The organism is Streptococcus nasisuis (assembly GCF_040836615.1).
Classification (GTDB): Bacteria; Bacillota; Bacilli; order Lactobacillales; family Streptococcaceae; genus Streptococcus; species Streptococcus suis_V.
Genome location: NZ_CP162268.1, coordinates 2,176,411 through 2,196,354 on the forward strand (window position 1 = coordinate 2,176,411; position 19,944 = coordinate 2,196,354).

At 45.6% G+C, this 19,944-nt stretch carries 22 protein-coding genes and 1 pseudogene; all 23 read right to left on the reverse strand.

Going from position 1 to position 19,944, the window contains the following annotated elements:
• Nucleotides 1–49: 49 nt before the first annotated feature.
• The gene (locus AB1F57_RS10990) at nt 50–2,152 is read right to left on the reverse strand and encodes an ATP-dependent Clp protease ATP-binding subunit (protein ID WP_167785734.1); all 2,103 of its coding nucleotides are present in this window, start codon (nt 2,150–2,152) and stop codon (nt 50–52) included.
• A gap of 313 nt (nt 2,153–2,465) precedes the next feature.
• Nucleotides 2,466–2,876, reverse strand: coding sequence for a peptide deformylase (locus AB1F57_RS10995; protein WP_167785733.1), 411 nt, complete (start codon nt 2,874–2,876; stop codon nt 2,466–2,468).
• A gap of 72 nt (nt 2,877–2,948) precedes the next feature.
• A complete protein-coding gene (locus AB1F57_RS11000) occupies nt 2,949–3,677 on the reverse strand; it encodes a MerR family transcriptional regulator (protein ID WP_167785732.1) in 729 nt (242 codons plus the stop codon).
• A 69-nt stretch (nt 3,678–3,746) separates the two neighbouring features.
• Nucleotides 3,747–4,445, reverse strand: a pseudogene (locus AB1F57_RS11005) (ion transporter).
• Nucleotide 4,446: 1 nt separating this feature from the next.
• Nucleotides 4,447–5,535, reverse strand: a complete 1,089-nt coding sequence (locus AB1F57_RS11010) for a nucleotidyltransferase (protein ID WP_167785792.1) — start codon at nt 5,533–5,535, stop codon at nt 4,447–4,449.
• Complete coding sequence (locus AB1F57_RS11015) at nt 5,532–6,278, reverse strand: class I SAM-dependent methyltransferase (RefSeq protein WP_367985745.1); 747 nt, start codon at nt 6,276–6,278, stop codon at nt 5,532–5,534. Before AB1F57_RS11015 ends, AB1F57_RS11010 begins: the two co-directional genes overlap by 4 nt.
• A gap of 125 nt (nt 6,279–6,403) precedes the next feature.
• Nucleotides 6,404–6,760, reverse strand: coding sequence for a ribosome silencing factor (gene rsfS / locus AB1F57_RS11020; protein ID WP_167785730.1), 357 nt, complete (start codon nt 6,758–6,760; stop codon nt 6,404–6,406).
• A 1-nt stretch (nt 6,761) separates the two neighbouring features.
• Nucleotides 6,762–7,271 carry a cysteine hydrolase family protein gene (locus AB1F57_RS11025; RefSeq protein WP_167785729.1) on the reverse strand — a complete coding sequence of 170 codons (510 nt, stop codon included), beginning with the start codon at nt 7,269–7,271 and terminating at the stop codon, nt 6,762–6,764.
• On the reverse strand, nt 7,268–7,723 hold the full coding sequence (locus AB1F57_RS11030) for a GNAT family N-acetyltransferase (RefSeq protein ID WP_367985746.1): 456 nt from the start codon (nt 7,721–7,723) through the stop codon (nt 7,268–7,270). The genes AB1F57_RS11025 and AB1F57_RS11030 overlap by 4 nt, the downstream gene beginning before the upstream one ends.
• Nucleotides 7,724–7,725: 2 nt before the next feature.
• A complete protein-coding gene (yqeK, locus tag AB1F57_RS11035; RefSeq protein ID WP_167785727.1) occupies nt 7,726–8,313 on the reverse strand; it encodes a bis(5'-nucleosyl)-tetraphosphatase (symmetrical) YqeK in 588 nt (195 codons plus the stop codon).
• On the reverse strand, nt 8,310–8,942 hold the full coding sequence (locus AB1F57_RS11040) for a nicotinate-nucleotide adenylyltransferase (protein ID WP_167785726.1): 633 nt from the start codon (nt 8,940–8,942) through the stop codon (nt 8,310–8,312). The genes yqeK and AB1F57_RS11040 overlap by 4 nt, the downstream gene beginning before the upstream one ends.
• 12 nt (nt 8,943–8,954) lie before the next feature.
• Nucleotides 8,955–9,266, reverse strand: coding sequence for a ribosome assembly RNA-binding protein YhbY (yhbY, locus tag AB1F57_RS11045; protein WP_105110332.1), 312 nt, complete (start codon nt 9,264–9,266; stop codon nt 8,955–8,957).
• A gap of 32 nt (nt 9,267–9,298) precedes the next feature.
• Nucleotides 9,299–9,688 carry a DUF5301 domain-containing protein gene (locus tag AB1F57_RS11050; protein ID WP_167785725.1) on the reverse strand — a complete coding sequence of 130 codons (390 nt, stop codon included), beginning with the start codon at nt 9,686–9,688 and terminating at the stop codon, nt 9,299–9,301.
• Nucleotides 9,689–9,711: 23 nt separating this feature from the next.
• Nucleotides 9,712–10,818, reverse strand: coding sequence for a ribosome biogenesis GTPase YqeH (yqeH, locus tag AB1F57_RS11055; protein WP_367985747.1), 1,107 nt, complete (start codon nt 10,816–10,818; stop codon nt 9,712–9,714).
• Entirely contained in the window at nt 10,819–11,346 is a 528-nt protein-coding gene (locus tag AB1F57_RS11060; RefSeq protein WP_105137297.1) for a YqeG family HAD IIIA-type phosphatase, read from the reverse strand. It abuts the gene before it with no gap.
• A gap of 173 nt (nt 11,347–11,519) precedes the next feature.
• Nucleotides 11,520–12,302, reverse strand: a complete 783-nt coding sequence (gene trpA, locus AB1F57_RS11065; protein WP_167785722.1) for a tryptophan synthase subunit alpha — start codon at nt 12,300–12,302, stop codon at nt 11,520–11,522.
• Entirely contained in the window at nt 12,299–13,513 is a 1,215-nt protein-coding gene (trpB, locus tag AB1F57_RS11070; RefSeq protein WP_167785721.1) for a tryptophan synthase subunit beta, read from the reverse strand. The genes trpA and trpB overlap by 4 nt, the downstream gene beginning before the upstream one ends.
• Nucleotides 13,510–14,091 (reverse strand): phosphoribosylanthranilate isomerase, encoded by a 582-nt coding sequence (locus tag AB1F57_RS11075; protein WP_167785720.1) that lies wholly within the window; start codon nt 14,089–14,091, stop codon nt 13,510–13,512. The genes trpB and AB1F57_RS11075 overlap by 4 nt, the downstream gene beginning before the upstream one ends.
• Nucleotides 14,078–14,845: an indole-3-glycerol phosphate synthase TrpC gene (gene trpC, locus AB1F57_RS11080; RefSeq protein ID WP_367985748.1), complete on the reverse strand. Its 768-nt coding sequence runs from the start codon at nt 14,843–14,845 to the stop codon at nt 14,078–14,080. The genes AB1F57_RS11075 and trpC overlap by 14 nt, the downstream gene beginning before the upstream one ends.
• Entirely contained in the window at nt 14,842–15,846 is a 1,005-nt protein-coding gene (gene trpD, locus AB1F57_RS11085; protein WP_167785718.1) for an anthranilate phosphoribosyltransferase, read from the reverse strand. Before trpD ends, trpC begins: the two co-directional genes overlap by 4 nt.
• Nucleotides 15,843–16,409 carry an aminodeoxychorismate/anthranilate synthase component II gene (locus AB1F57_RS11090; RefSeq protein ID WP_105137291.1) on the reverse strand — a complete coding sequence of 189 codons (567 nt, stop codon included), beginning with the start codon at nt 16,407–16,409 and terminating at the stop codon, nt 15,843–15,845. Before AB1F57_RS11090 ends, trpD begins: the two co-directional genes overlap by 4 nt.
• Complete coding sequence (gene trpE, locus AB1F57_RS11095; protein ID WP_367985749.1) at nt 16,406–17,764, reverse strand: anthranilate synthase component I; 1,359 nt, start codon at nt 17,762–17,764, stop codon at nt 16,406–16,408. Before trpE ends, AB1F57_RS11090 begins: the two co-directional genes overlap by 4 nt.
• Nucleotides 17,765–18,174: 410 nt before the next feature.
• A complete protein-coding gene (lpdA, locus tag AB1F57_RS11100) occupies nt 18,175–19,944 on the reverse strand; it encodes a dihydrolipoyl dehydrogenase (protein ID WP_105137289.1) in 1,770 nt (589 codons plus the stop codon).

The following is a 19,944-nucleotide window of genomic DNA, read 5'->3' on the forward strand; positions in this document are numbered from 1 at the left end:
AAAGAAAGTCAGAGTTTTTTCTCCAACTTTCTCTCAATTTTGACATATTTTAGGCAAACCTTTGCTCGCTGATTTGGATTTTCTGGTCGATCAGATCTGCGACCAATTCTTTGGCATCAATATGGTCCAAATAATAGTCCGTTACTTGATCACGGATTTGATTTTCGATGACACGGCGGAGTGGTCGAGCACCCATGGCCTTGTCATAGCCTGCTTCCATCAACAACTCTTTTGCTGCCTCAGTCACTTCTAAGTGAATACCTTTTTTAGCTAGGGTCTTATTGACCTGGGCTAACATCAAATCAACAATAGCTTTTAGATTTTCCTTGTCCAGATGTTTAAATTCTATAACTGCATTGAAACGGTTGAGGAACTCCGGACGAAAGAATGGTGCAATGCGGTCCATGATGTCTGGCTCTTCTTCTTGACCTTCTTCCATACCGTAACCAAAACCTGCATTAGAGGTAGCGATGATAATAGTATTTTTAAAGTTGACTTGGTTTCCCTGTCCATCAGTCAAATGCCCATCATCCAGCACTTGCAAGAGGAGGGTAATTACTTGTGGATCTGCTTTTTCAATCTCATCCAAGAGAACAATGGAGTAAGGATTGCGGCGGACGCGCTCGGTAAGAGTATGGGAATTGTCATCATAACCAACGTAACCAGCTGTGGTACCGATTAATTTGGAAACAGCTGTGCGGTCGCTGTACTCGGACATATCCAAACGAATAATGGCATCCTTGTTACCAAACAAGTCTAGTGCCAGCTGTTTGGCCAACTCGGTCTTGCCGACACCAGTTGGTCCGACAAAAAGGAAGGAACCAATTGGGCGATTGCCATCGTCAAAGCCAGCACGATTACGACGAATCGCACGAGATACAGCTTCCACCGCATCGTCTTGACCAATAACGTTTGTAGCTAAACGATTTTTGAGTCCTTTTAGACGCTCAATATCTGAAGCCCCCATTTGTGAGACTGGGATGCCTGTCATTCGTTCAACCGCCTGAGCCACATCATTGACGGTCGCCACTACTTTCTGTTGCTCCGTATGATTTTCAATCTGTTTTTGTAGCTTATCAATACGGACCTTTTCATTCAAGGCTTTTTCATAATCCTCTTTCTCAGCAGCTTCCAACTGTAACTGTTTTGCCTCAGCCATTTCTGCTTCCAGGGTCTGAATATCTGTCACAGGATGTTGTGCAGCCAAGTGAGCAGCGGTCACATCGACTAGGTCAATGGCCTTATCAGGCAAGCTACGTTGTGGAATATATTGGACAGAATAATCAACCGCAGCTCGTAAGACTTCGTCAGGCAAGGCGATATTGTGGTGAGCTTCATAAAGCGGCTTAATCCCTTTCAAAATCTGGTAGGTGTCTTCTGCGGACGGAGCATTAACCTTGACTTCATTGAAACGACGAGCCAGAGCAGCGTTCTTGTGAATGGTATTGCGGTATTCGTCCTGCGTAGTGGCACCGATAACCGTCAATTCCCCACGGGATAAAGCTGGTTTGAGAATATCTGCTAAGCCCTTAGAACCTGAGTCTCCACCAGTGCTACCAGCTCCCAAAATCTGATGAATTTCATCAAAGAAGAGGATGATATTTCCAGCTTTTTTGACTTCATCAACTAGGTTTTGCACATTTTCCTCAAAAGCTCCACGATACTGAGTCCCAGCTTCCAATCCTGAAATGTCGATGGAGATGATTTCCTTGTTCTTAATGGCCGCTGGCACATCACCATTGACAATAGCTTGAGCCAAACCTTCCACTACCGCTGTTTTACCAACACCTGCATCACCGACCAGAACAGGATTATTCTTAGTCCGACGAGCTAGGATTTCAGAGGTTTCTTGGATTTCCTTGTTTCGTCCAATGACTGGATCCAACTTACCTTCACGCGCATCTTGGGTCAAATTGCGACCCAGTTTTGCTAGTATTCCATCTGACTTTATCTGACCTTTTTCCTGTGTTTGAGCCACTTCTTCTGTCTGTGGCAGGCGACCAGTTTGACGGTATATAGCGAATTCTTCTGGTGTCACTTCACGCCCATTGATAGAATAACGGCGACGTTCTGTGCTGTAGCCACCCATGTTGCCCATGAGTTGATTGAAAATATCGTCCATATTGTTAAAGTTATTGAAATTGTTGTTCATAGTTCTACCTCGTTTATAAATTCTATTTCTTTTGACTTTTACTGACCTTTATTTTAAAAAAATTTCTAGTAGGGTATAATCCTGTCCTTCATTTTAACCTCCTCAGAAGTTTGCCTTTTACTGACCAATAGGTTCAAGAGTAAGTCAAACCGTTCTCGTTTGACCTAAACTGACCTTTTGTCCAAAGAATTCGTAAGGTCCTTTACCTTACGAATCTTATTCTACACCATTGGTCAGTAAAAGTCAATAGTTTTGTTTGACCTTTTTTGACTTTTTGATAAAAAAATCTACCTGACGGTAGATTTGGTAGCTACTAGATGATAATCCCTTCCAAATGATCTAGTTCATGCTGAACAATCTGGGCTTGGAAGTCAGTCAGTTTCAGGCTCCGCTTTTTCCAATAAGCATCAAAAAACTCTACTTCAATTTCCTGATAGCGAGTGGTCAGGCGAGTACCTACTAGCGACAGGCAGCCTTCCTCTGTCTGATAGGGCTTGGCCTTGCTGATGAGGACGGGATTGTACATGACCAGATTTGTGAAGCCCATGTTGACGATGATAATCCGCTTTTTGGCGCCAATCATGTTGGCCGCCATACCCACGCAGGCGTGAGCGTTGGCTACCAAAGTATCCTGTAAGTCTTGACCTACCTGCACATCTAGCTGAGTCGCCGGTTCAGACTTCTGCTGCAGGAAGAAAATATCTTTCATAATAGGTTGAATCATGGGGTGTCTCCTTATACTCTAGCTTCATCTAGTATACCAAAAAAAGCCTAGTTTTCACTAGACTTCTTTCGCTTATTCTTGACAGTAGACTGCAATTGCCTGACTGACAAAGGCTGCTGTGCCTGGTCCACCTGCTCGGTCAATGTTGGCTGAAAATCGCTCATCTTCAACGTACATAAGACCTAGCCCCTGCAAGATTTCCTTGGTGCAGGTGTAGAAGTTTTCTGTGATATAAGACTGCAAGTTCGCTACCTGAGCCTGCACATCAGGATGACTAACTTCCAAGCTCTGCATTTTTCCAAAAGCTTCAAAAATCGCCTCCATCTCTTGGGCAAATACTTTGTCCTTGCTGGCATCATAGCCTTCTTCAAACTCGGCATAGGCCGAAGTATTCCCCCACCGTTCCTTGGCCTCCGACTTATAAGCTTTTAGTTGACTGCTGTCAAATGCATGAAAATCCATTATTTCTCCTCCTTTTTCTGTGAGCAATCTGGCGTGATTGATGATGCGGTCCAGACGTTCCCTTTTGAGTTCTAAAAGGGTGATATGGTCCCGCAAGACCTGCTGACGATTGACTTCCGTCACATCCAGAAGTTGCTGAATGTCTTTGAGAGGAAATTCCAACTCACGAAATAATAAAATTTCTTGCAGACGAGCCAAATTCTCCTGATTATAGTAGCGATAACCATTTTCAGCCACAAATGCTGGTTTGAGCAAATCAATCTGGTCATAGTGGTGCAAGGTCCTCACCGTCAATCCTGTCAACTGACTGACCTGCTTAACTGTCCATTTTTCTGACATGGAAACCTCCTCTCTATGATCAGTATAAGGGATAACGTAAGGTGAGGGTCAAGGGGAAATACAAAATTTCTAGTCTTTTTTAGTAATTTCATTCATATAACCAGCGGTAATAATCCCTGCAGGAAGGGCAACAATTGCAATTCCTACAATGGAAGATACCATTGTTACCACCTTCCCCATTATTGAAGTAGCAAATATGTCACCATACCCAACTGTCGTCAATGAAATTGTTGCCCAGTAAATCGCATCAAAAAATGTTTCAAATGTATCTGGTTCAACAGAAAATATCAACAAAGCAGTAAAGAAAATATAACCAACAGCCAGGCTTGCTACTAGCAATAATAACTCTTTTTGATTTTGCAAAACGTTCGTCAAAATCTGAATGTTTTTTGAATAGCGGATAACTTTGAAAACTCGAAGTACTCGCCCCATTCGTACAATTTTCAATAATCGAAGACTGTTATTAAAGTATAAAAAAGTCGGTAAAATGGACAATAAATCCACTATGGCTAATAGGCTAAATGGGTAGAACAGAAATGATAGTTTTCCTTTTTGCAATTTGAAATCAGCTGTTAGTATTCTAAAAAGATAATCCAATCAAAAAATAGCAGTCGAAATATAATCCATTAACAAATGAAAAGAATTCGTATGCTTAGACATCAAAGGAATCAAACTAACCACTATTGCAAATAACATTATTAAGTTATAGCAACGTGACAATAAACTATCGTTATCATTTTCTAGAATACAAAATAATTTTTCCCTCATCTCACTCCACCCTCACCGGCACACGCCCATAGGTCTGCTCTGCCATTGCGTCAGCGCCCAGTTGATAGACCGCATCCGCCTGCTGGCTCAGGCTGTCCCAGGGCTCTTTGCCGATCCGCGTCACCAGGTCCACCCGCTCCTTGACGATCTTGAGATAGGCTTGGCCTCGAGCTGAAAATCCCAATACATGGACCGCCTCTGGCAAGGGAGTTTCCACCGCATTGACCAATATGTAGGTCAGCACCCGCCGCACCCGCGCCTTGGTGTAGCGCTTGGTCGCAACGGCATCCACCAACTCCTCCACGGTCGCTGCGCTCCCAATAGCAGAGCGGATACGACTGGCTAGTTCTTCGTTGACCTGAAAGACCTGACTGAGATCTGGGCGGGTCGCAATCTGGTAGCGGAGCAGAGGAAAATAGTTTCTCCAGCTTACCTTGGTCGCCTCTTCAAAGAGACTGGCAGACGGTAAAAAGTCACGCACCAAGTCCAACTGGTCAGCCCCCTTTCGGATAGCCGTCGCCGAGGCGTAGGTCGTTTCCACCTCTTCCGAGTGAAAACCAGCTCCCTGCCGTTGAACAGGGCTGAGCTGAATGCCTGTCCCAGCCACCGCCTTAGCATAAGCCAAGCCCAGAATATGGTTGGGCGTATCACCTGTGAAGGTAAGGCCAGCAAACTCCTGCCACATGGCCTGGGTCTTCTGTGGATAAGAGAGATTGTCTGGCAAGTTTTTCACAAAATTTTCCATTTCTTCCGACTTATCCACATAGATATCCGCAATTTTCTGGTAACCCAGCATTTCTTCTGTACCGAAAATCAGTTTTTCCACACCTAGTCTGTGTAAAATGCTAATTGCTCCCTTGGCGAAATGATCAGCTGACTGGACGGACACTAAAAAGGGCATCTCAACAACAAGATCTGCCCCGTGTTCCAAAGCCATCTGAGCCCGTGTCCACTTATCCACAATAGCTGGCTCGCCCCGTTGCATAAAATTGCCAGACATAACCACAATTTTCAAGCCTTCCGCCTGTTCCAACAGGTATTTATGTCCCGTGTGAAATGGATTGTATTCTGCTATTATCCCTGAAATCATGCCTTGACCGCCTTGAAAAACCACCGCTGGCTTGTTTCTGTTGGAGCTTCGTCTTCAAAATCCGCAAAAACTTCCACAGACTTGAAACCAGCTTGTTTCAAACATTCCACATAGGTTTCAATCGGATAGGTCCGCTCTTCGTGAACTTCATCCCGACGAATAAACCTCTCCTCTTGACTGTCCTCATCTTTGACAAAGAAGGTCAATTCATGAACGATGGAATGCTCATGCTCTCCCTCATAGGTGTCCCAGACAAAGGCAAAATCCTCGTAGTTTTCATGATAGCTATATCCTGCAAATACTTCCTCCATTTGATAGATGGAGTGAACGTCAAAAAGGAAGGTACCACCTGGATTGAGAACAGAGTGAACGCCTTCAAAGACCCGCAAAACAGCTTCTTGGTCCGACATGTAGCACAGACTATCTGAGTAACAAGTCACAGCATCAAAATCTCCAACACCTTCCAGAGCCATCATATCTGCCTGGGCTAACTCCATCATGACGCCAGCAGCTTCTGCTTTTTTCTTGGCCAATTCCAACATTTCATAGGACAGGTCAAGCCCTGTCACCTCATAACCCTTTTGAGCAAAACGTACAGCCTGAATGCCCGTTCCACAAGCTAATTCTAAGATAGTTTTGGTGTCTTGTGGCAAGTTCCGCAAGCTAAAATCTGTCCATTTATCATACAAGCTGTCATCCATGATTTCATCATAAACCGCCGCAAAGGTTTCATAAGTTGCCATATTTTTCCTTTCATAAAAAGCAGCCAATCGACTGCTTCATTAACTCATGCTGTGTTCAAGAAGTCATAGTTTTGAGTTGTTAACAAACTCTTTTTGACTAGTCGAGTTCTCTCCCGCTTCCACTACTACTCATCTAAAAAGTCTGCGACTTCCAAGAAGTTGCCTTCGTGCCATAATTTTTCGAGGTTGTAGAGGTCACGCATTTCTTCTGAGAAGATATGAACGACAACGCCTCCAAGGTCCAAAAGGACCCAGCCACCGTTACTATCACCTTCTACACGGCTACCCTTGATTCCTACTTCCGCTACCTTTTCACGAATGTTTTCCGCAATAGCCTCCAACTGCCGATTGTTCATAGAACTGGCAATCACAAAGTAGTCTGTCAGGCTGGTCACGCCTTGAACATCAATTACAACAAGGTCCTCAGCTCGCTTGTCATCAGCAGCCTGAACCACAACTTTTACTAAATCTAGTTCTTTCATCTTATCCTCTAATTATATTTTCTAATCTATCTACCTGGGCAAAACTCCAGGACCAGATAGTTTCATATTGACCAATCAGTTCCTTTGCTGGAAGATCTGCTGTATAGGGAGTAGTAGTTCCATCTTTGATGACCGCCACGGTGTAGCCCAATTCAAAGGCCACCTTGATAGTTGTATCAATACAGAAATTAGTTGACATGCCCATGACAACCAATCGCTCAATCCCTTGCTCATCAAGATAGGCTTGCAAGTTCGTATCCTTGAAGGCAGAACTGTAGCTCTTATCAATAATCTTCTCGCCAACCAAAGGAGCTACTGCTGGATGGACGCCCCAACCATGACTGCCTGTGGCAAATTCCTGGTCATGATGGCGGACATGGATGACTTCTAGCCCCGCTTGACGAGCTTGAGTAAGGCTATCTTGCCAAAGAGCCAGTCGTTCTTCAATTGCATAGGGTTGCTCCGCTACTAGCATATTCTGAATGTCAATGACTAACAATGCAGATTTCATAGCTTAACACCAGGCGTTTCCAAACGGAAGACCAATTCCCTTTCTTCTTCAAGATCCAAGACAAAACCATTTTTCTCCAAGAGATGAGCCATCTTCTGATTGCCCTTAACATATGCTACAATCAAATGGTCGCAGACAGGATGTGATTGAGCCATTGCTATTACGACCTCCAAAGCAGCCTGACCATAGCCCTTCCCCTGAAATTCTTGACCAATCATAAACCGCCAGAGCATATACTGCTGGATGTCCTCATCAATATCAATCAAGGAAAAACCAACAACCTGCTCATCTGCCCAGATGGCATAGGGGAAAACATCCCCGTTCTCTCTATATAACCAGGCATCCGCCAAGGAACGCACGTTTGGAGCCACGAAGTCCTTATTTGCCTCACCTACTGTCAAGTCTAATACTGCTTGATAGGAGCTTTCATCCACAGGTTTTAATACAATCATCCCTACTCCTTCAAATACGCAACATAGCTATTATAGGTTTCCAAGGTTTGTGGATAAATGGGAATTCCCTTCTTGGCTAAGTAAGTAATGGTTTGGGCAGTTTCATAGGCTACTGCCTTGTCCAAGGACTCTTTTGCGATACGACGCGCCTCGTCCACCCCGGGGAAATCCCGATTGGGTTCGATGTAGTCCGCCACATAGAGTACCTTGTCCAGCAAGGTCATCTGCCTCGCCCCAATGGTGTGTCGTTGAATGGCTTGAAAAATTTCCTCATCTTTCAAGCCAAAATCTTCTGCAATTTTATAGGCGCCAACCACACCGTGCCAGATGTTATTATCCCAGTTGAGCAGATCCTTGTCCAAATAATACTTGGCAATCAAGTCCAAAAAAACTGGGTCTTCCACTTCCTTGGCATAGTCATGCAAGAGCGCAGCCAGACTGGCTTTTTTAGGATCACAGCCGTATTGGTCTGCCAAGGCAAGCGCCGCCTCTTCCACACCCAAGACATGTTGGAAGCGCGCTGGCTTCATGGCTACACGAATTTTTTCCAAAAGAGCCTGACGGTCAAAGGTCAAATCTGCTGCAATCATTGATATAGTCCTTTTTCTTCAATGTAGTCCAGAACTTCATGAGGCACCATAAAATTCGGCACCCGTCCTTGCTTGATAAAACTCCGCACCATGCTGGAGGAAATGTCCATCAAGGGCACATCTACCCAGATAACCGGATAGGACGTCCCTGCCTTGTAACGAGGACGCTGGACACCAACAAACTGCACCATCTGGACCAATTCATCAATCCTGTGCCATTTTGGCAGGTAGTCTACCATATCCGCACCGATGATGAAGTAATAATCCGTATCAGGATTTTTTTCCTTCAGCAATTTCATGGTGTCGTAGGTATAGCTGACACCACGTCGCTCCAGTTCAATGGTTTCAATGCCTAATCCCTCAATACCGGCAATAGCCATTTGAAGCATAGAATAACGATGGTATTCGTCAATGGTTTCTTTTTTATCCACATGAGGCGGAATGAATTCTGGCATAAGCAAGACTTCATCCAGCTTCAACTGTTGACGGACCTGGTCTGCCACAATCAAATGAGCATTGTGGACAGGGTTGAAATTCCCACCCAGAATTCCCACTTGTTTGCGATTGGTTTCTTTCTTCTCAACCTCTAATTCAACCTTGGTAAAGGGTGTTAAGAGTTCAATAGCCATAGGCTCTCCTTCTTAGATTTCTTTGACCTGTTTGGAAATTTTACGATTCTCTTTCTTGCTAGATTGTTTGAATAAAATCAAGATGCGGCCGATTTTTTGGACCGTATCCACACCGATTTCTTCTTCCAAGATTTCAGCTACCTCGTGGATGTTTTCATCCGTATTTTGTAGCAAGGTTACCTTGATCAATTCACGCGCATCTAGCGCCTGACGAACGCTGGTTTTAATCTGGTCATTGAGACCATTTTTCCCAATCTGAATAATGGGTTTGAGACTGTGTGCCTGACTGTTCAAATAGGCACGTTGTTTTGAAGTTAATGACATAATTTCTCTTTTCTTTACTAAACTAAGCAGATCTAGTCTGCTAACATTTTCTGAATCACTTGAGGAGACTCTTTCAGCTTGTAGATACCAGTGTAGGGAAACTCCAGATAGCTGTTAAGTATTCCCTCATAGGCAAATGCTGTGGTTTCACCTTCTGCCATGACAAAAGCAATCCGCACATGGGGTGAAACCAACGGTGCGTCGTGAACACTATCTTGATGGGTCTTTTTTGCATTTCCTAGTTCTGCCAAAAAGACCGCTATCTCTTCTGACTGGTCGATTTGGACTACTTCTTGACCTTGGACCAAACGAATTTCCCGGACCTCACTGGGTTTTGGAAGATTTGGTTCTTCCCCTGGCCAAAACCAATAGGCCAGAACACACAAACCAACAATGGCCAGCATACCAACTACTTTTTTCATAAGTGACTCCATTTTAGACTTCATTAAATAATGGCCTTGCGGATGACCACATCCACACCCTTAGGCGCCCAGGCAGCAATCTTGGCTTTTTCGTTGACACGAATCCAACCAAGTCCTGAGAAGACCACATCCGTCTTCTCGGTGATGGTAAATTCATGGCGGACCAACTCTGGAAACTCTTTTAGTTCCTTACTGGTTGGCGGAACTAACAAAGTTCCCGCATGTTTCTGGTAAAAATCACTAGCACCCTGTAACTTGGTCCGATGGAGTTGAAGTTCATTGTCAAAAAACGCTGTGAAACCTTGTCGTTCGCCAGACACAAAGTCAAATCGTCCAAGACCTGCCAAGAACAAGGTTTGTTCTGGATTGAGCTGGTAGGTCTTTGGCTTGATTTCCTTCCGAGGGCTGATATATTTGAGATTTTTAGCCGTCAGGTAATGTGCCATCTGATGACGGTGAATAATTCCTGGCGTATCGTAAATGAAAGAACCATCATCCAGAGGAATCTCAATCTTATCTAAAGTTGTCCCTGGGAATCGTGAAGTTGTGATAACATCCTTGTCCCCTGTGATTTCTTGGATAATAGCATTGATCAAGGTTGATTTGCCGACATTGGTCACGCCGACTACATAGACATCCCGACCTTTGCGATATTGTTCAATCTTTTCAATCAAATCCTTGATAGCCTGATTGTTTTGGGCTGAAGTCAAGACCACATCAACTGGTCGCATACCGATTTCATGTGCCCGCTCGGTCAACCACTGAGTGACCTTGCCTGTCTTTACAGACTTGGGTAAAATATCCTGCTTGTTGCCGACCAAAAGCACATCATTTCCTGAAATAAAGCGAGGCAAACCAGGAATGATTGAACCATTAAAATCAAAAATATCAATGACATTGACCACCAAGGCATCACTTTCTCCCACACTATGGAGAAGTTTCAAGAAATCATCATCGGAAATATTGACATCAGAGATTTCATTGTAATGACGCAAACGGAAACAACGTTGGCAGTATAATTGACCAGTTTCTAAACCTTTTTCTAAGGCTGATTGAGGAGTAAATCCTGCAACTTCTTTATCTGTCGTCTGAATTTGAACACCACAACCAATACAAAATAATTCTTCCACTTACATCTCCCTCTTGTAGTCTATTGCTCCATATTTGGCGATGATTTTCTTCATAGTCCGTCGCTCACGCCAACGGTTAATCTGTGTGTTAATCGAATCTGTCTTAATCAGCGGTTTGACCAGTGCCGACTTGAGTCCTGCCCGCTTGGCCGCCCGAATATCTGTCATCAGCTGGTCACCAATCATAATGACCTCGCTAGGCTTGACATCAAAGCGTTTGAGAGCGCGGTTAATGCCGATAGTGAAGGGCTTGAGCGCATAAGATTCAAAGTCAATCTCGAATTTCTCGACCGCGCGCTTGACCCGCTCATATTTATTATTGGAAACGACGACAACCGGAATACCTGCGTCCCGCAAATCATGCAACCACTGGCGCATCTCAGGCGTTCCGTCAGGATTATTCCAAGCAATTAAGGTATTATCTAAATCGACAAACACCACCTTAATCCCATGCTTTTTCAAACTGTCCACCGTCACATCATAAGCCTTTTCCAAGGCAAAATCTGGCATGTAATTCTCTAAACTCACTAATTTCTCCAAAAAATATAATCAGATAATTATAGCATTTTTTCGCCAAAAAAGCGAATAACAAGAGGAACGATCATTTCCGCATCCCATCAAAAAAGGACCAACTAGGTCGCATCCTTTCTGAGCATATTATTGGTCAACGACATGAGTCCTTGATTATTCCAGACTTCATTCTATTTCTCCACTCGACTGCCAAATGCCACGAGTTGACGAATTTCTTCTATTTCGCCTTCATGCAGACCTTTGACGATTTTCGAGCCCATAATCACGCCGTCCGATACGCGGTTAAATCGGAGAATATCCTCTTGGCTGGAAACGCCAAATCCTGTTAATACTGGGACAGGAGACAAAGCCCTTAAGCGTTTCAGGTGACCATCCAAGTCCTCACGGTACTGGTTGCTCTTGCCGGTCACGCCATTGATGGCAACGGCGTAAACAAACCCTTCCGCATCCTGCACCAATTCTTGCTGCCGGTCAGTCCCTGTTGTCAAACTAACCAAGCGAATGAGGCAGAAATCACTCTTTTCCAGATAGGGACGCAGGATATCCTCATGTTCGTAAGGTAGGTCAGGAATAATCAAGCCTTTGACAGAAGTCGTCTCCAAATCGCGGAAAAACTGGTCCAAGCCATATTGAAAGACAGGATTAAAATAAGTCATCATGATGAGTGGCACCTGACTGGCTTGCCCTTGCAACTGCTTGATAATGTCCGACAGATGGACACCCTTGGCCAAACTGCGTTGCCCCGCCTCCTCAATCACAGGACCGTCCGCAACAGGGTCCGAGAAAGGAACACCGATTTCAATAGCTGAAACGCCTGCCTGCTCTAGAAAATCAATGGTTTCAAATAGTCCATCTAAACCCTTTTCATGGTCACCGGCCATGATGTAGGGAAGGAAAATGCCCTTGCCATTTTCCTTAATTTTCCGCAAGTGTTTTTCTAGTATTTTTGTCATTGTTCTTGGTCCTTTCTTTGGGCAGCTAAGCGTTCCTTGACTTGGGCAACGTCCTTGTCACCGCGACCTGATAGGCCGACGATGATGGATTTGTCTGGTCCCAATTCCTTGGCTAAGCGTGGCAGGTAGGCGATGGCATGGCTAGATTCCAAGGCTGGAATAATCCCTTCCAAGCGCGACAAGAGTTGGAATCCTTCCAAGGCCTCTTCATCAGTGACAGACACGTAGGTCGCCCGTTCGATAGCATTGAAATAGCTGTGCTCCGGCCCAATCCCCGGGTAATCCAAGCCGGCAGAAATGGAGAATGCCTCCATGATTTGCCCATTTTCATCCTGTAAGACGTCCATAAGCGCGCCGTGTAAAACTCCCGGTTTCCCTTTTGCAAAAGTCGCCGCATGATGCTCTGTGTCCAGACCCAGTCCAGCCGCCTCTACGCCATACATGGCAACGGACTCGTCATCGACAAAGGGGTAAAAGAGCCCCATGGCATTAGAGCCACCGCCGATACAGGCCAAGAGGGCATCGGGCAATTGTCCACCAGAAAGATCTGAAAATTGCTGCTTGGCCTCGCGTCCAATCACGCTTTGGAAGTCGCGGACGATTTCTGGAAAGGGCGCTGGCCCCAACACGGAGCCCATGACATAATGGGTATCTTCAACTTGAGCCACCCAAGCGCGCAGAGCGGCATTGACCGCATCTTTTAGCACACGCGAGCCATCGGTCACTGCATGCACCTTAGCACCCAGCAACTCCATCCGAAAGACATTGAGCGCCTGACGTTTGACATCTTCCTCGCCCATGTAAATGGTACACTCCATATCAAAGAGGGCTGCTGCTGTCGCAGTTGCTACACCGTGCTGACCTGCACCCGTTTCAGCAATAATTTTCTTCTTGCCCATGCGTTTGGCCAAGAGTACCTGCCCCAAAGAATTGTTAATCTTGTGGGCACCCGTGTGGTTGAGATCTTCTCGTTTGAGGTAAATCTTGGCCCCACCACAATAATCGGTCAAACGTTTGGCGAAATAGAGGGGATTTTCTCTACCTACATACTGGCGGAGCAAGTGGTCAAATTCCGCTTGAAAAGCAGGGTCCTCCTTAGCTGAACGGTAGGTTTCTTCTAGCTCCAAAACAGCTGTCATCAAGGTTTCCGGCACGAAACGGCCGCCATATTGGCCAAAAAAGCCATCTTTATTGGGTTGTTGATAGGTCATTTTTTCACTCTTTCTATAAATGCTTTAATTTTGACAGGGTCCTTGTGTCCATCCGTCTCTACTCCAGAAGAAACGTCCACAGCATAGGGCGAAAACAAGTCTTGTGCCGTGGCAACATTGTCTACGGTCAAGCCACCTGCGATGAAAATCGGCTGTCTGAATTGCTTGCCGGTCAATAATTCCCAGTCAAATGTCTGCCCTGAGCCCGCTATAGGCGCATCGAAAAGCAGATAAGTCGCCTGTGTCTCACTGATATCGTCAGCCTTATCCAACTGAATGGCCCTAATAACAGGAACAGGGACTTGCTGGACATAACTTTCATCCCAATCGCCGTGAATTTGCACAATATCCAAAGGCACTTGACCAATGGCCAACTGCAATTCTGTCGTGGTCGGACTAACAAAGACACCAACGATTTGCATCTTTTCCGGGATGAGCGTCGCCAATTGATGCGCTCTTTCTAGGCTGACCTGCCGCCTGCTGGGGGCAAAGACAAATCCCAGATAATCCGCACCGCCCTCGACAGCCGCTCGCACAGCCTCTTCAGTGGATAAGCCACAGATTTTAACCTTTGTCAATGGCCAACTCCTTTACCTTCTGCTGAACATCCTCTGCCTGCATGAGGGCAGTCCCCACCAAAATAGCTTGAAAATGAGGTGCCAGTAAAGCCGCATCTGCCCCACTGAAAATAGCCGATTCAGATACATAGACGGCTTGGTCTTGAAAATGCTTGTTCAAGTCCAAACTAGTTTGCAAATCCGTTTCAAAAGTCGTCAAATTGCGGTTGTTCACCCCGATAATCTTGGCACCGATGCGATGAGCAATCTCTAATTCTACCAGGTTATGGATTTCCACCAAGACTTCCAATCCCAGTTTGCTGGCAAAATCATAGAGTTCCTGCAAACGATTTTCCGGTAAAGCCGCAACAATCAATAAAATCACCGTAGCCCCAGCATTTCGTGCACGAACAATCTGCTTTTCATCAATGATAAAATCCTTGGCCAAGGTTGGAATAGATACGGCCTCTGAAATCTGACGGAGATAGTCAATCTTGCCTTTGAAGAAAACCTCATCCGTCAAGACCGAAATCATGGCCGCACCCGCCTCTTGATAGGTCCGCGCCTGAGCTAGAATATCAACATCCAGATTAATGGTGCCCAAACTAGGGCTGGCTTTTTTGATCTCGGCAATAATCTGTAGGCACTCAGAATGCTCCTTGACATAGTCGTAGAAAGAATAGGCCTGGCGAAGCGGCTGAACTTCCTCCAAAACAAATCTAGCCACTTCTTTTTCTTTCTGCTCTAAAATGGTTGGTAAAAATGCTTTTATCATACCTGTACCTCTCGGAGTGACTCTAATTTGGCAAGGGCTGAACCATCCGCCAGCAATTGACGGGCTAGGGTAATGCCATCCTTGATACTGTCTACCTTACCATTGGCAAAAAAGCCCAAACCAGCATTGAGCACCGTTGTTTCCAGATAGGGACTGGCTTGGTTGCGCAAGACGGAAACGAGAATGTTTGCATTTTCCTTGGCATCGCCCCCGCGAATATCTGCTGGCTCCACGCGTTGCATACCCAAATCCTTGTAGGAAAAACTGCCTTGGCTAATCTGCCCATCGGACAAGAGCGTGTAATGATTGGTGCCATACAAGGCCGCCTCGTCCATATTATCAGGACCGGTCACAATCACACCTCGACGCAGGCCCAGACTTTTCATGACCTGAGCCAATTCCAAGTGCAAATCGCTTCGGAAAACGCCCATCAATTGGGTATCCAGAGATAACGGATTGGCCAACGGACCTACAATATTCATAATGGTCGGGATACCCAAAGCCTTACGAGCCGGACCGATATAGCGCATGGCTGGGTGCATGGACTGGGCAAAGACGAAGGCCAATCCGACTTCTGACAAGGCACGAGCCAAATTTTCTGGACTAGCTGCAATGTTGATGCCTAATTCTTCCAGAACGTCTGCTGAACCAGACTTGGAGGATACGGAACGGTTACCTCCCTTGGCCAGACGGACACCGCCCGCCGCTAGGATAAATCCTGCTGTTGTTGACACGTTAAAGCTATAAGACTGGTCCCCGCCTGTACCACAATTGCACATGGCATCGGTAAAGGTCTCTGGCAGCTGAATGGCGTGGGCCTTGAGCGATTTGACCACACCTGCAATCTCCTCGACCGTTTCCCCCTTGGTCTTAAATCCCAGCAAGAGCGCTGCAATCTGACTTTCCGACAATTCCCCCTCTAGTATTTGAGCAAAGACCCCTTCCACTTCTGACTGCTGTAAATCCTGTCTGGCTGCTATTTTTTCGTAAATTGCTTTCATCTGATTACCTCTTTCACAAACGCTTCAATCATCTTGATCCCATCTGGCGTACCGATACTTTCTGGATGATATTGCAGACCATAAATGGGTAAAGTCACATGCTGGATGGCCATAATTTCCCCATCGTCTAGCGTGCGCGCCGTTACCTGAAAATCCTTTGGCATCTCCGTCACGACAATGGAATGGTAGCGCATGATGGTCACTTCCTTTTCCAAACCTGCAAACAAGGGCGACGATGCCTCCAAGTTCATCTGGCTCTGCTTGCCATGCATGACCTGTCGCGCCAGACCAAGCTGACCGCCAAAAACCTCTGCAATAGCCTGATGACCTAGACAAATCCCCAAAATCGGTCTCTTCCCAGCAAAGGCTGCAATCATCTCTTCCATTTTACCCGCGTCTGCTGGCCAACCCGGTCCCGGAGAAAAGACCAGACCATCTGCCTTTTCGGCCTCTACAAAGAGTTGCTGGTCATCATTTCGCAAGACCTTAATCTCTGTAAAAGCTCCCACATATTGGGCCAAATTATAGGTAAAGGAATCGTAGTTATCAATAATGAGAATCATGGCAAATCTCCTATTCTAGTCATGGCCTTGGCCTTGTTGACCGTCTCTTGGTATTCATTTCCCGGAATGCTGTCGTAGACAATTCCTGCGCCGGCTTGAACATAGGCCATCTGATTTTTGATAATCATAGTCCGAATGGCAATGGCAAAATCCATATCACCAGAGGCAGATAGATAACCGATGGCACCTGCATAAACACCGCGCTTTTCCTTTTCCAGTTGGTAAATCCGTTGCATGGCACGAATTTTCGGTGCGCCTGATACCGTACCTGCTGGCAAGGTCGATTTGAGAGCGTCCAGTGGACTGAGTTCTGGTAATAGCTGCCCTTTGACAATACTGGTTAAGTGCATGACATAGCGAAAGAGCTCCACCTCCATGTACTTGGTCACTCGAACACTGCCGATTTGAGCAATCCGCCCCAAATCATTTCGCCCCAAATCAACCAACATCCGGTGCTCCGCCACCTCTTTCTGATCAGCTAACAAATCCGCCGCCAATGCCTTATCTGCTTCTTCATCCAGACCACGCGGACGTGTCCCCGCAATGGGATTGGTCGTCACCAGACCATCCTTGACAGAAACCAAACTTTCTGGACTAGCTCCGATAATCTGATAGTCCCCAAAATCATAAAAGTAGAGGTAATTTGAAGGATTGGTCACCCGCAAATTCCGGTAATAATCCAGTGGCTTGCCAGAAATTGGTGCCGAGAACCGCTGACTAAGAACACATTGGAACATATCCCCCTGACGAATGAGCTCCTTGGCTTTTGTCACCATCTCCTCAAATTCTTCTTTTTCCAGATGATTGCGGAAAGACAAGGAATGAAGGTCATGCGGTGCAAATTCAGCCGGATGCGCCTGCTTAAGCGACTGCAAGACTTGCTTCAAAGCGCTAGCCATTTCCTGTTCATTTCGACCGCTGTAGATATTGTCCTCATGTATGGAAATGGTCTCTTTTTTATGGTCAAAGACCAAATAGGACTCATAGATGAAAAAGTGCATATCTGGCGTGCCAATCGGATCAACCGGAATGTCGCCAATGTTTTCATAGAGGCTAATCATGTCATAACCAAGGAAACCAATGGCGCCACCGCTAAAGGGACCGGCATCCACTACTGGATGTTTACCCGTCAATTCCTGTAGATAATCCAGTGGGTCGGCATCAATAACTTCGCCATTCCGCGTCAAGATGCCATTTTCAAATTTAATCTCATAAACCGGGTTATAAGCCACAATGGAAAAACGAGCATTTTCCTTGTCTCTGGGAATAGACTCCAAAATCATCTTGTGCTGTCCCTCTAGGCGCATATAGGCTAAAATCGGGGTTAAAATATCTGCCGATAAACTTGTTTTCATATAGAACTCCTCTCGCAAACACAAAAAACCTCGCACAGAAAAAATCTGTGCGAGGGCGTCTAATCATAGCTAGCGCGGTGCCACCTCCATTGACAAGAGTAGCCAAAAAGCCCTTGTCATCTCAAGCTCCTCCAACAAGGAGCCGCACGGTAAGGGGTGCCAACCGGAAGGATATTGTTTACCTTCTCTTATTTTCCATCAGCCCATTTCAACTTCGTCTGCTACTGGCTCGCAACAACCGCCAGTTTTCTGGAAACAAACCTGAAGTCTACTTCTTCTGATTGCTTTTATTTTACACTATTATTTCTATATGTCAATCTTTTTTTCAGAATTTTTTTAAAATATTCGGATATTCGGATTTTCAACTCTACACAAAAAAGGACTGGACAAGGTCCAATCCTGTGTGATGATTATTTACGTTTTGGTGGGTTGTGGATTGCCACGCCAAGAACATCAAGGAAGGCTTCGTACATAACTTCTGAGAAGGTTGGGTGACCGTGAATAGATGCTGCCACGTCGTCAACTGTCAACTCAGATTCCATGATAGTCGCTGCTTCATTGATCATTTCTGCAGCAACTGGACCGATGATATGGACACCAAGCACTTCATGGTATTTCTTATCAGCAATAACTTTTACGAAACCATGGGCTTCGTTAGATGCAATGGCACGACCGTTACCAGTAAAGCTGTTGCGACCGATAAGGATGTTATCTTTACCGTATTTCTCGATAGCTTGGTCTTCTGTCAAACCAACCATCGCGATTTCTGGGTGTGTGTAGACCGCAGCTGGTGTGAAGTCCAAATGAGCTTTGTGGTGGTTACCAAGGATAGCATTTTCAGCTGCCACTTCACCCATACGGTAAGCAGCGTGTGCAAGCATCTTCGTACCGTTGACATCACCTGGAGCATAGATGCCTGGGATAGATGTTTCTTGGTACTCGTTAACCTTGATACGGCCACGATCCAACTCAAGGTTGAGGTTCTCAAGACCTGCCAACTGTGGTACACGACCGATAGAAAGAAGGGCTTTTTCAGAAACGATTTCTGAACCGTCGTTAAGCTTGATAGTCAATTGGTTGTTAGCTTCAACAATCTCAGATACACCAACAGATGTCAAGAATTTCATGCCTTTCTTAGAAAGAACTTTTTGCAATTCAACAGACACTTCGCGGTCCATACCTGGGATGATACGGTCTGCCATTTCAACAACCGTTACTTCAGTACCGTATGATGCGTAAACCAAACCAAGTTCCACACCGACTACGCCACCACCCATAACAGTGAGTGACTTAGGAATTTCACGAAGGTCAAGGATATCATCCGATGTCAATACCAATTTAGAATCAATACCTGGGATATTGATGCGAGAAACTTTTGAACCAGTAGCCAAGACAACAGAGCGACCTTTGATGACTTTCTCGCCGATAACAACTGTCTTATCTGGGTTTACTTGACCAAGACCGTTGAAGATTTCAACCTTGTTGGCTTTCAAGAGACCCGCTACACCACCAGTCAAAGTCTTCACAACCTTGTTCTTGAAATCAACTGTCTTATCCATATCAACGGTATAGTTGGTTGATGCCAAGTTGATACCACGCTCAGCAGCGATTTTCAAGCCGTCAAGGATTTCAGCATTTTTGAGGTAAGTCTTAGTTGGTATACAACCCTTGTTCAAGCAAGTACCACCAAATTCAGACTTCTCAACGATAGCGATTTTACCGCCCAATTGAGCACCACGGATAGCCGCGTAGTAACCAGCAGGACCACCACCGACTACGACCATGTCGTACTCATCAGCAGCCAATTCTGCCTTAGGAGCTTGTGGAGCAGCTGCAGCAGGTGCTGCAGGAACTTCCAAACCAGCTGCTTTCAAATCAGCAGTTGCTTGAGCAACTTCAGCCGCTGCTGAAGCAGCACCGCTACCTGCCTCAACTGTTTCACCTTCTGCACCAAGGTAAGCGATAACTTCTGTTACAGGAACAGTCGCACCGTTACCATGAACGATTTTCAAAAGAACACCTGAATCTTCAGCTTCTAGCTCCATGCTAGTCTTGTCAGACATCATTTCCAAAATCACATCGCCTTCATTGACGAAATCACCTTCAGCTTTTTTCCACTCGATGATTTCACCTTCTTGCATGTCCACACCGAGTTTCGGCATAATAATTTCAATTGCCAT

Excerpts from the sequence above, each read along its gene's own strand:
- AB1F57_RS10990 (WP_167785734.1), bottom strand. The coding sequence starts at position 2,152 with ATGAACAACAATTTCAATAACTTTAACAATATGGACGATATTTTCAAT.
- AB1F57_RS10995 (WP_167785733.1), bottom strand. The coding sequence starts at position 2,876 with ATGATTCAACCTATTATGAAAGATATTTTCTTCCTGCAGCAGAAGTCT.
- AB1F57_RS11000 (WP_167785732.1), bottom strand. The coding sequence starts at position 3,677 with ATGTCAGAAAAATGGACAGTTAAGCAGGTCAGTCAGTTGACAGGATTG.
- AB1F57_RS11010 (WP_167785792.1), bottom strand. The coding sequence starts at position 5,535 with ATGATTTCAGGGATAATAGCAGAATACAATCCATTTCACACGGGACAT.
- AB1F57_RS11015 (WP_367985745.1), bottom strand. The coding sequence starts at position 6,278 with ATGGCAACTTATGAAACCTTTGCGGCGGTTTATGATGAAATCATGGAT.
- rsfS (WP_167785730.1), bottom strand. The coding sequence starts at position 6,760 with ATGAAAGAACTAGATTTAGTAAAAGTTGTGGTTCAGGCTGCTGATGAC.
- AB1F57_RS11025 (WP_167785729.1), bottom strand. The coding sequence starts at position 7,271 with ATGAAATCTGCATTGTTAGTCATTGACATTCAGAATATGCTAGTAGCG.
- AB1F57_RS11030 (WP_367985746.1), bottom strand. The coding sequence starts at position 7,723 with ATGATTGTATTAAAACCTGTGGATGAAAGCTCCTATCAAGCAGTATTA.
- yqeK (WP_167785727.1), bottom strand. The coding sequence starts at position 8,313 with ATGATTGCAGCAGATTTGACCTTTGACCGTCAGGCTCTTTTGGAAAAA.
- AB1F57_RS11040 (WP_167785726.1), bottom strand. The coding sequence starts at position 8,942 with ATGGCTATTGAACTCTTAACACCCTTTACCAAGGTTGAATTAGAGGTT.
- yhbY (WP_105110332.1), bottom strand. The coding sequence starts at position 9,266 with ATGTCATTAACTTCAAAACAACGTGCCTATTTGAACAGTCAGGCACAC.
- AB1F57_RS11050 (WP_167785725.1), bottom strand. The coding sequence starts at position 9,688 with ATGAAAAAAGTAGTTGGTATGCTGGCCATTGTTGGTTTGTGTGTTCTG.
- trpA (WP_167785722.1), bottom strand. The coding sequence starts at position 12,302 with ATGACAAAAATACTAGAAAAACACTTGCGGAAAATTAAGGAAAATGGC.
- trpB (WP_167785721.1), bottom strand. The coding sequence starts at position 13,513 with ATGACCTATCAACAACCCAATAAAGATGGCTTTTTTGGCCAATATGGC.
- trpC (WP_367985748.1), bottom strand. The coding sequence starts at position 14,845 with ATGATAAAAGCATTTTTACCAACCATTTTAGAGCAGAAAGAAAAAGAA.
- trpD (WP_167785718.1), bottom strand. The coding sequence starts at position 15,846 with ATGAAAGCAATTTACGAAAAAATAGCAGCCAGACAGGATTTACAGCAG.
- AB1F57_RS11090 (WP_105137291.1), bottom strand. The coding sequence starts at position 16,409 with ATGATTCTCATTATTGATAACTACGATTCCTTTACCTATAATTTGGCC.
- trpE (WP_367985749.1), bottom strand. The coding sequence starts at position 17,764 with ATGAAAACAAGTTTATCGGCAGATATTTTAACCCCGATTTTAGCCTAT.
- lpdA (WP_105137289.1), bottom strand. The coding sequence starts at position 19,944 with ATGGCAATTGAAATTATTATGCCGAAACTCGGTGTGGACATGCAAGAA.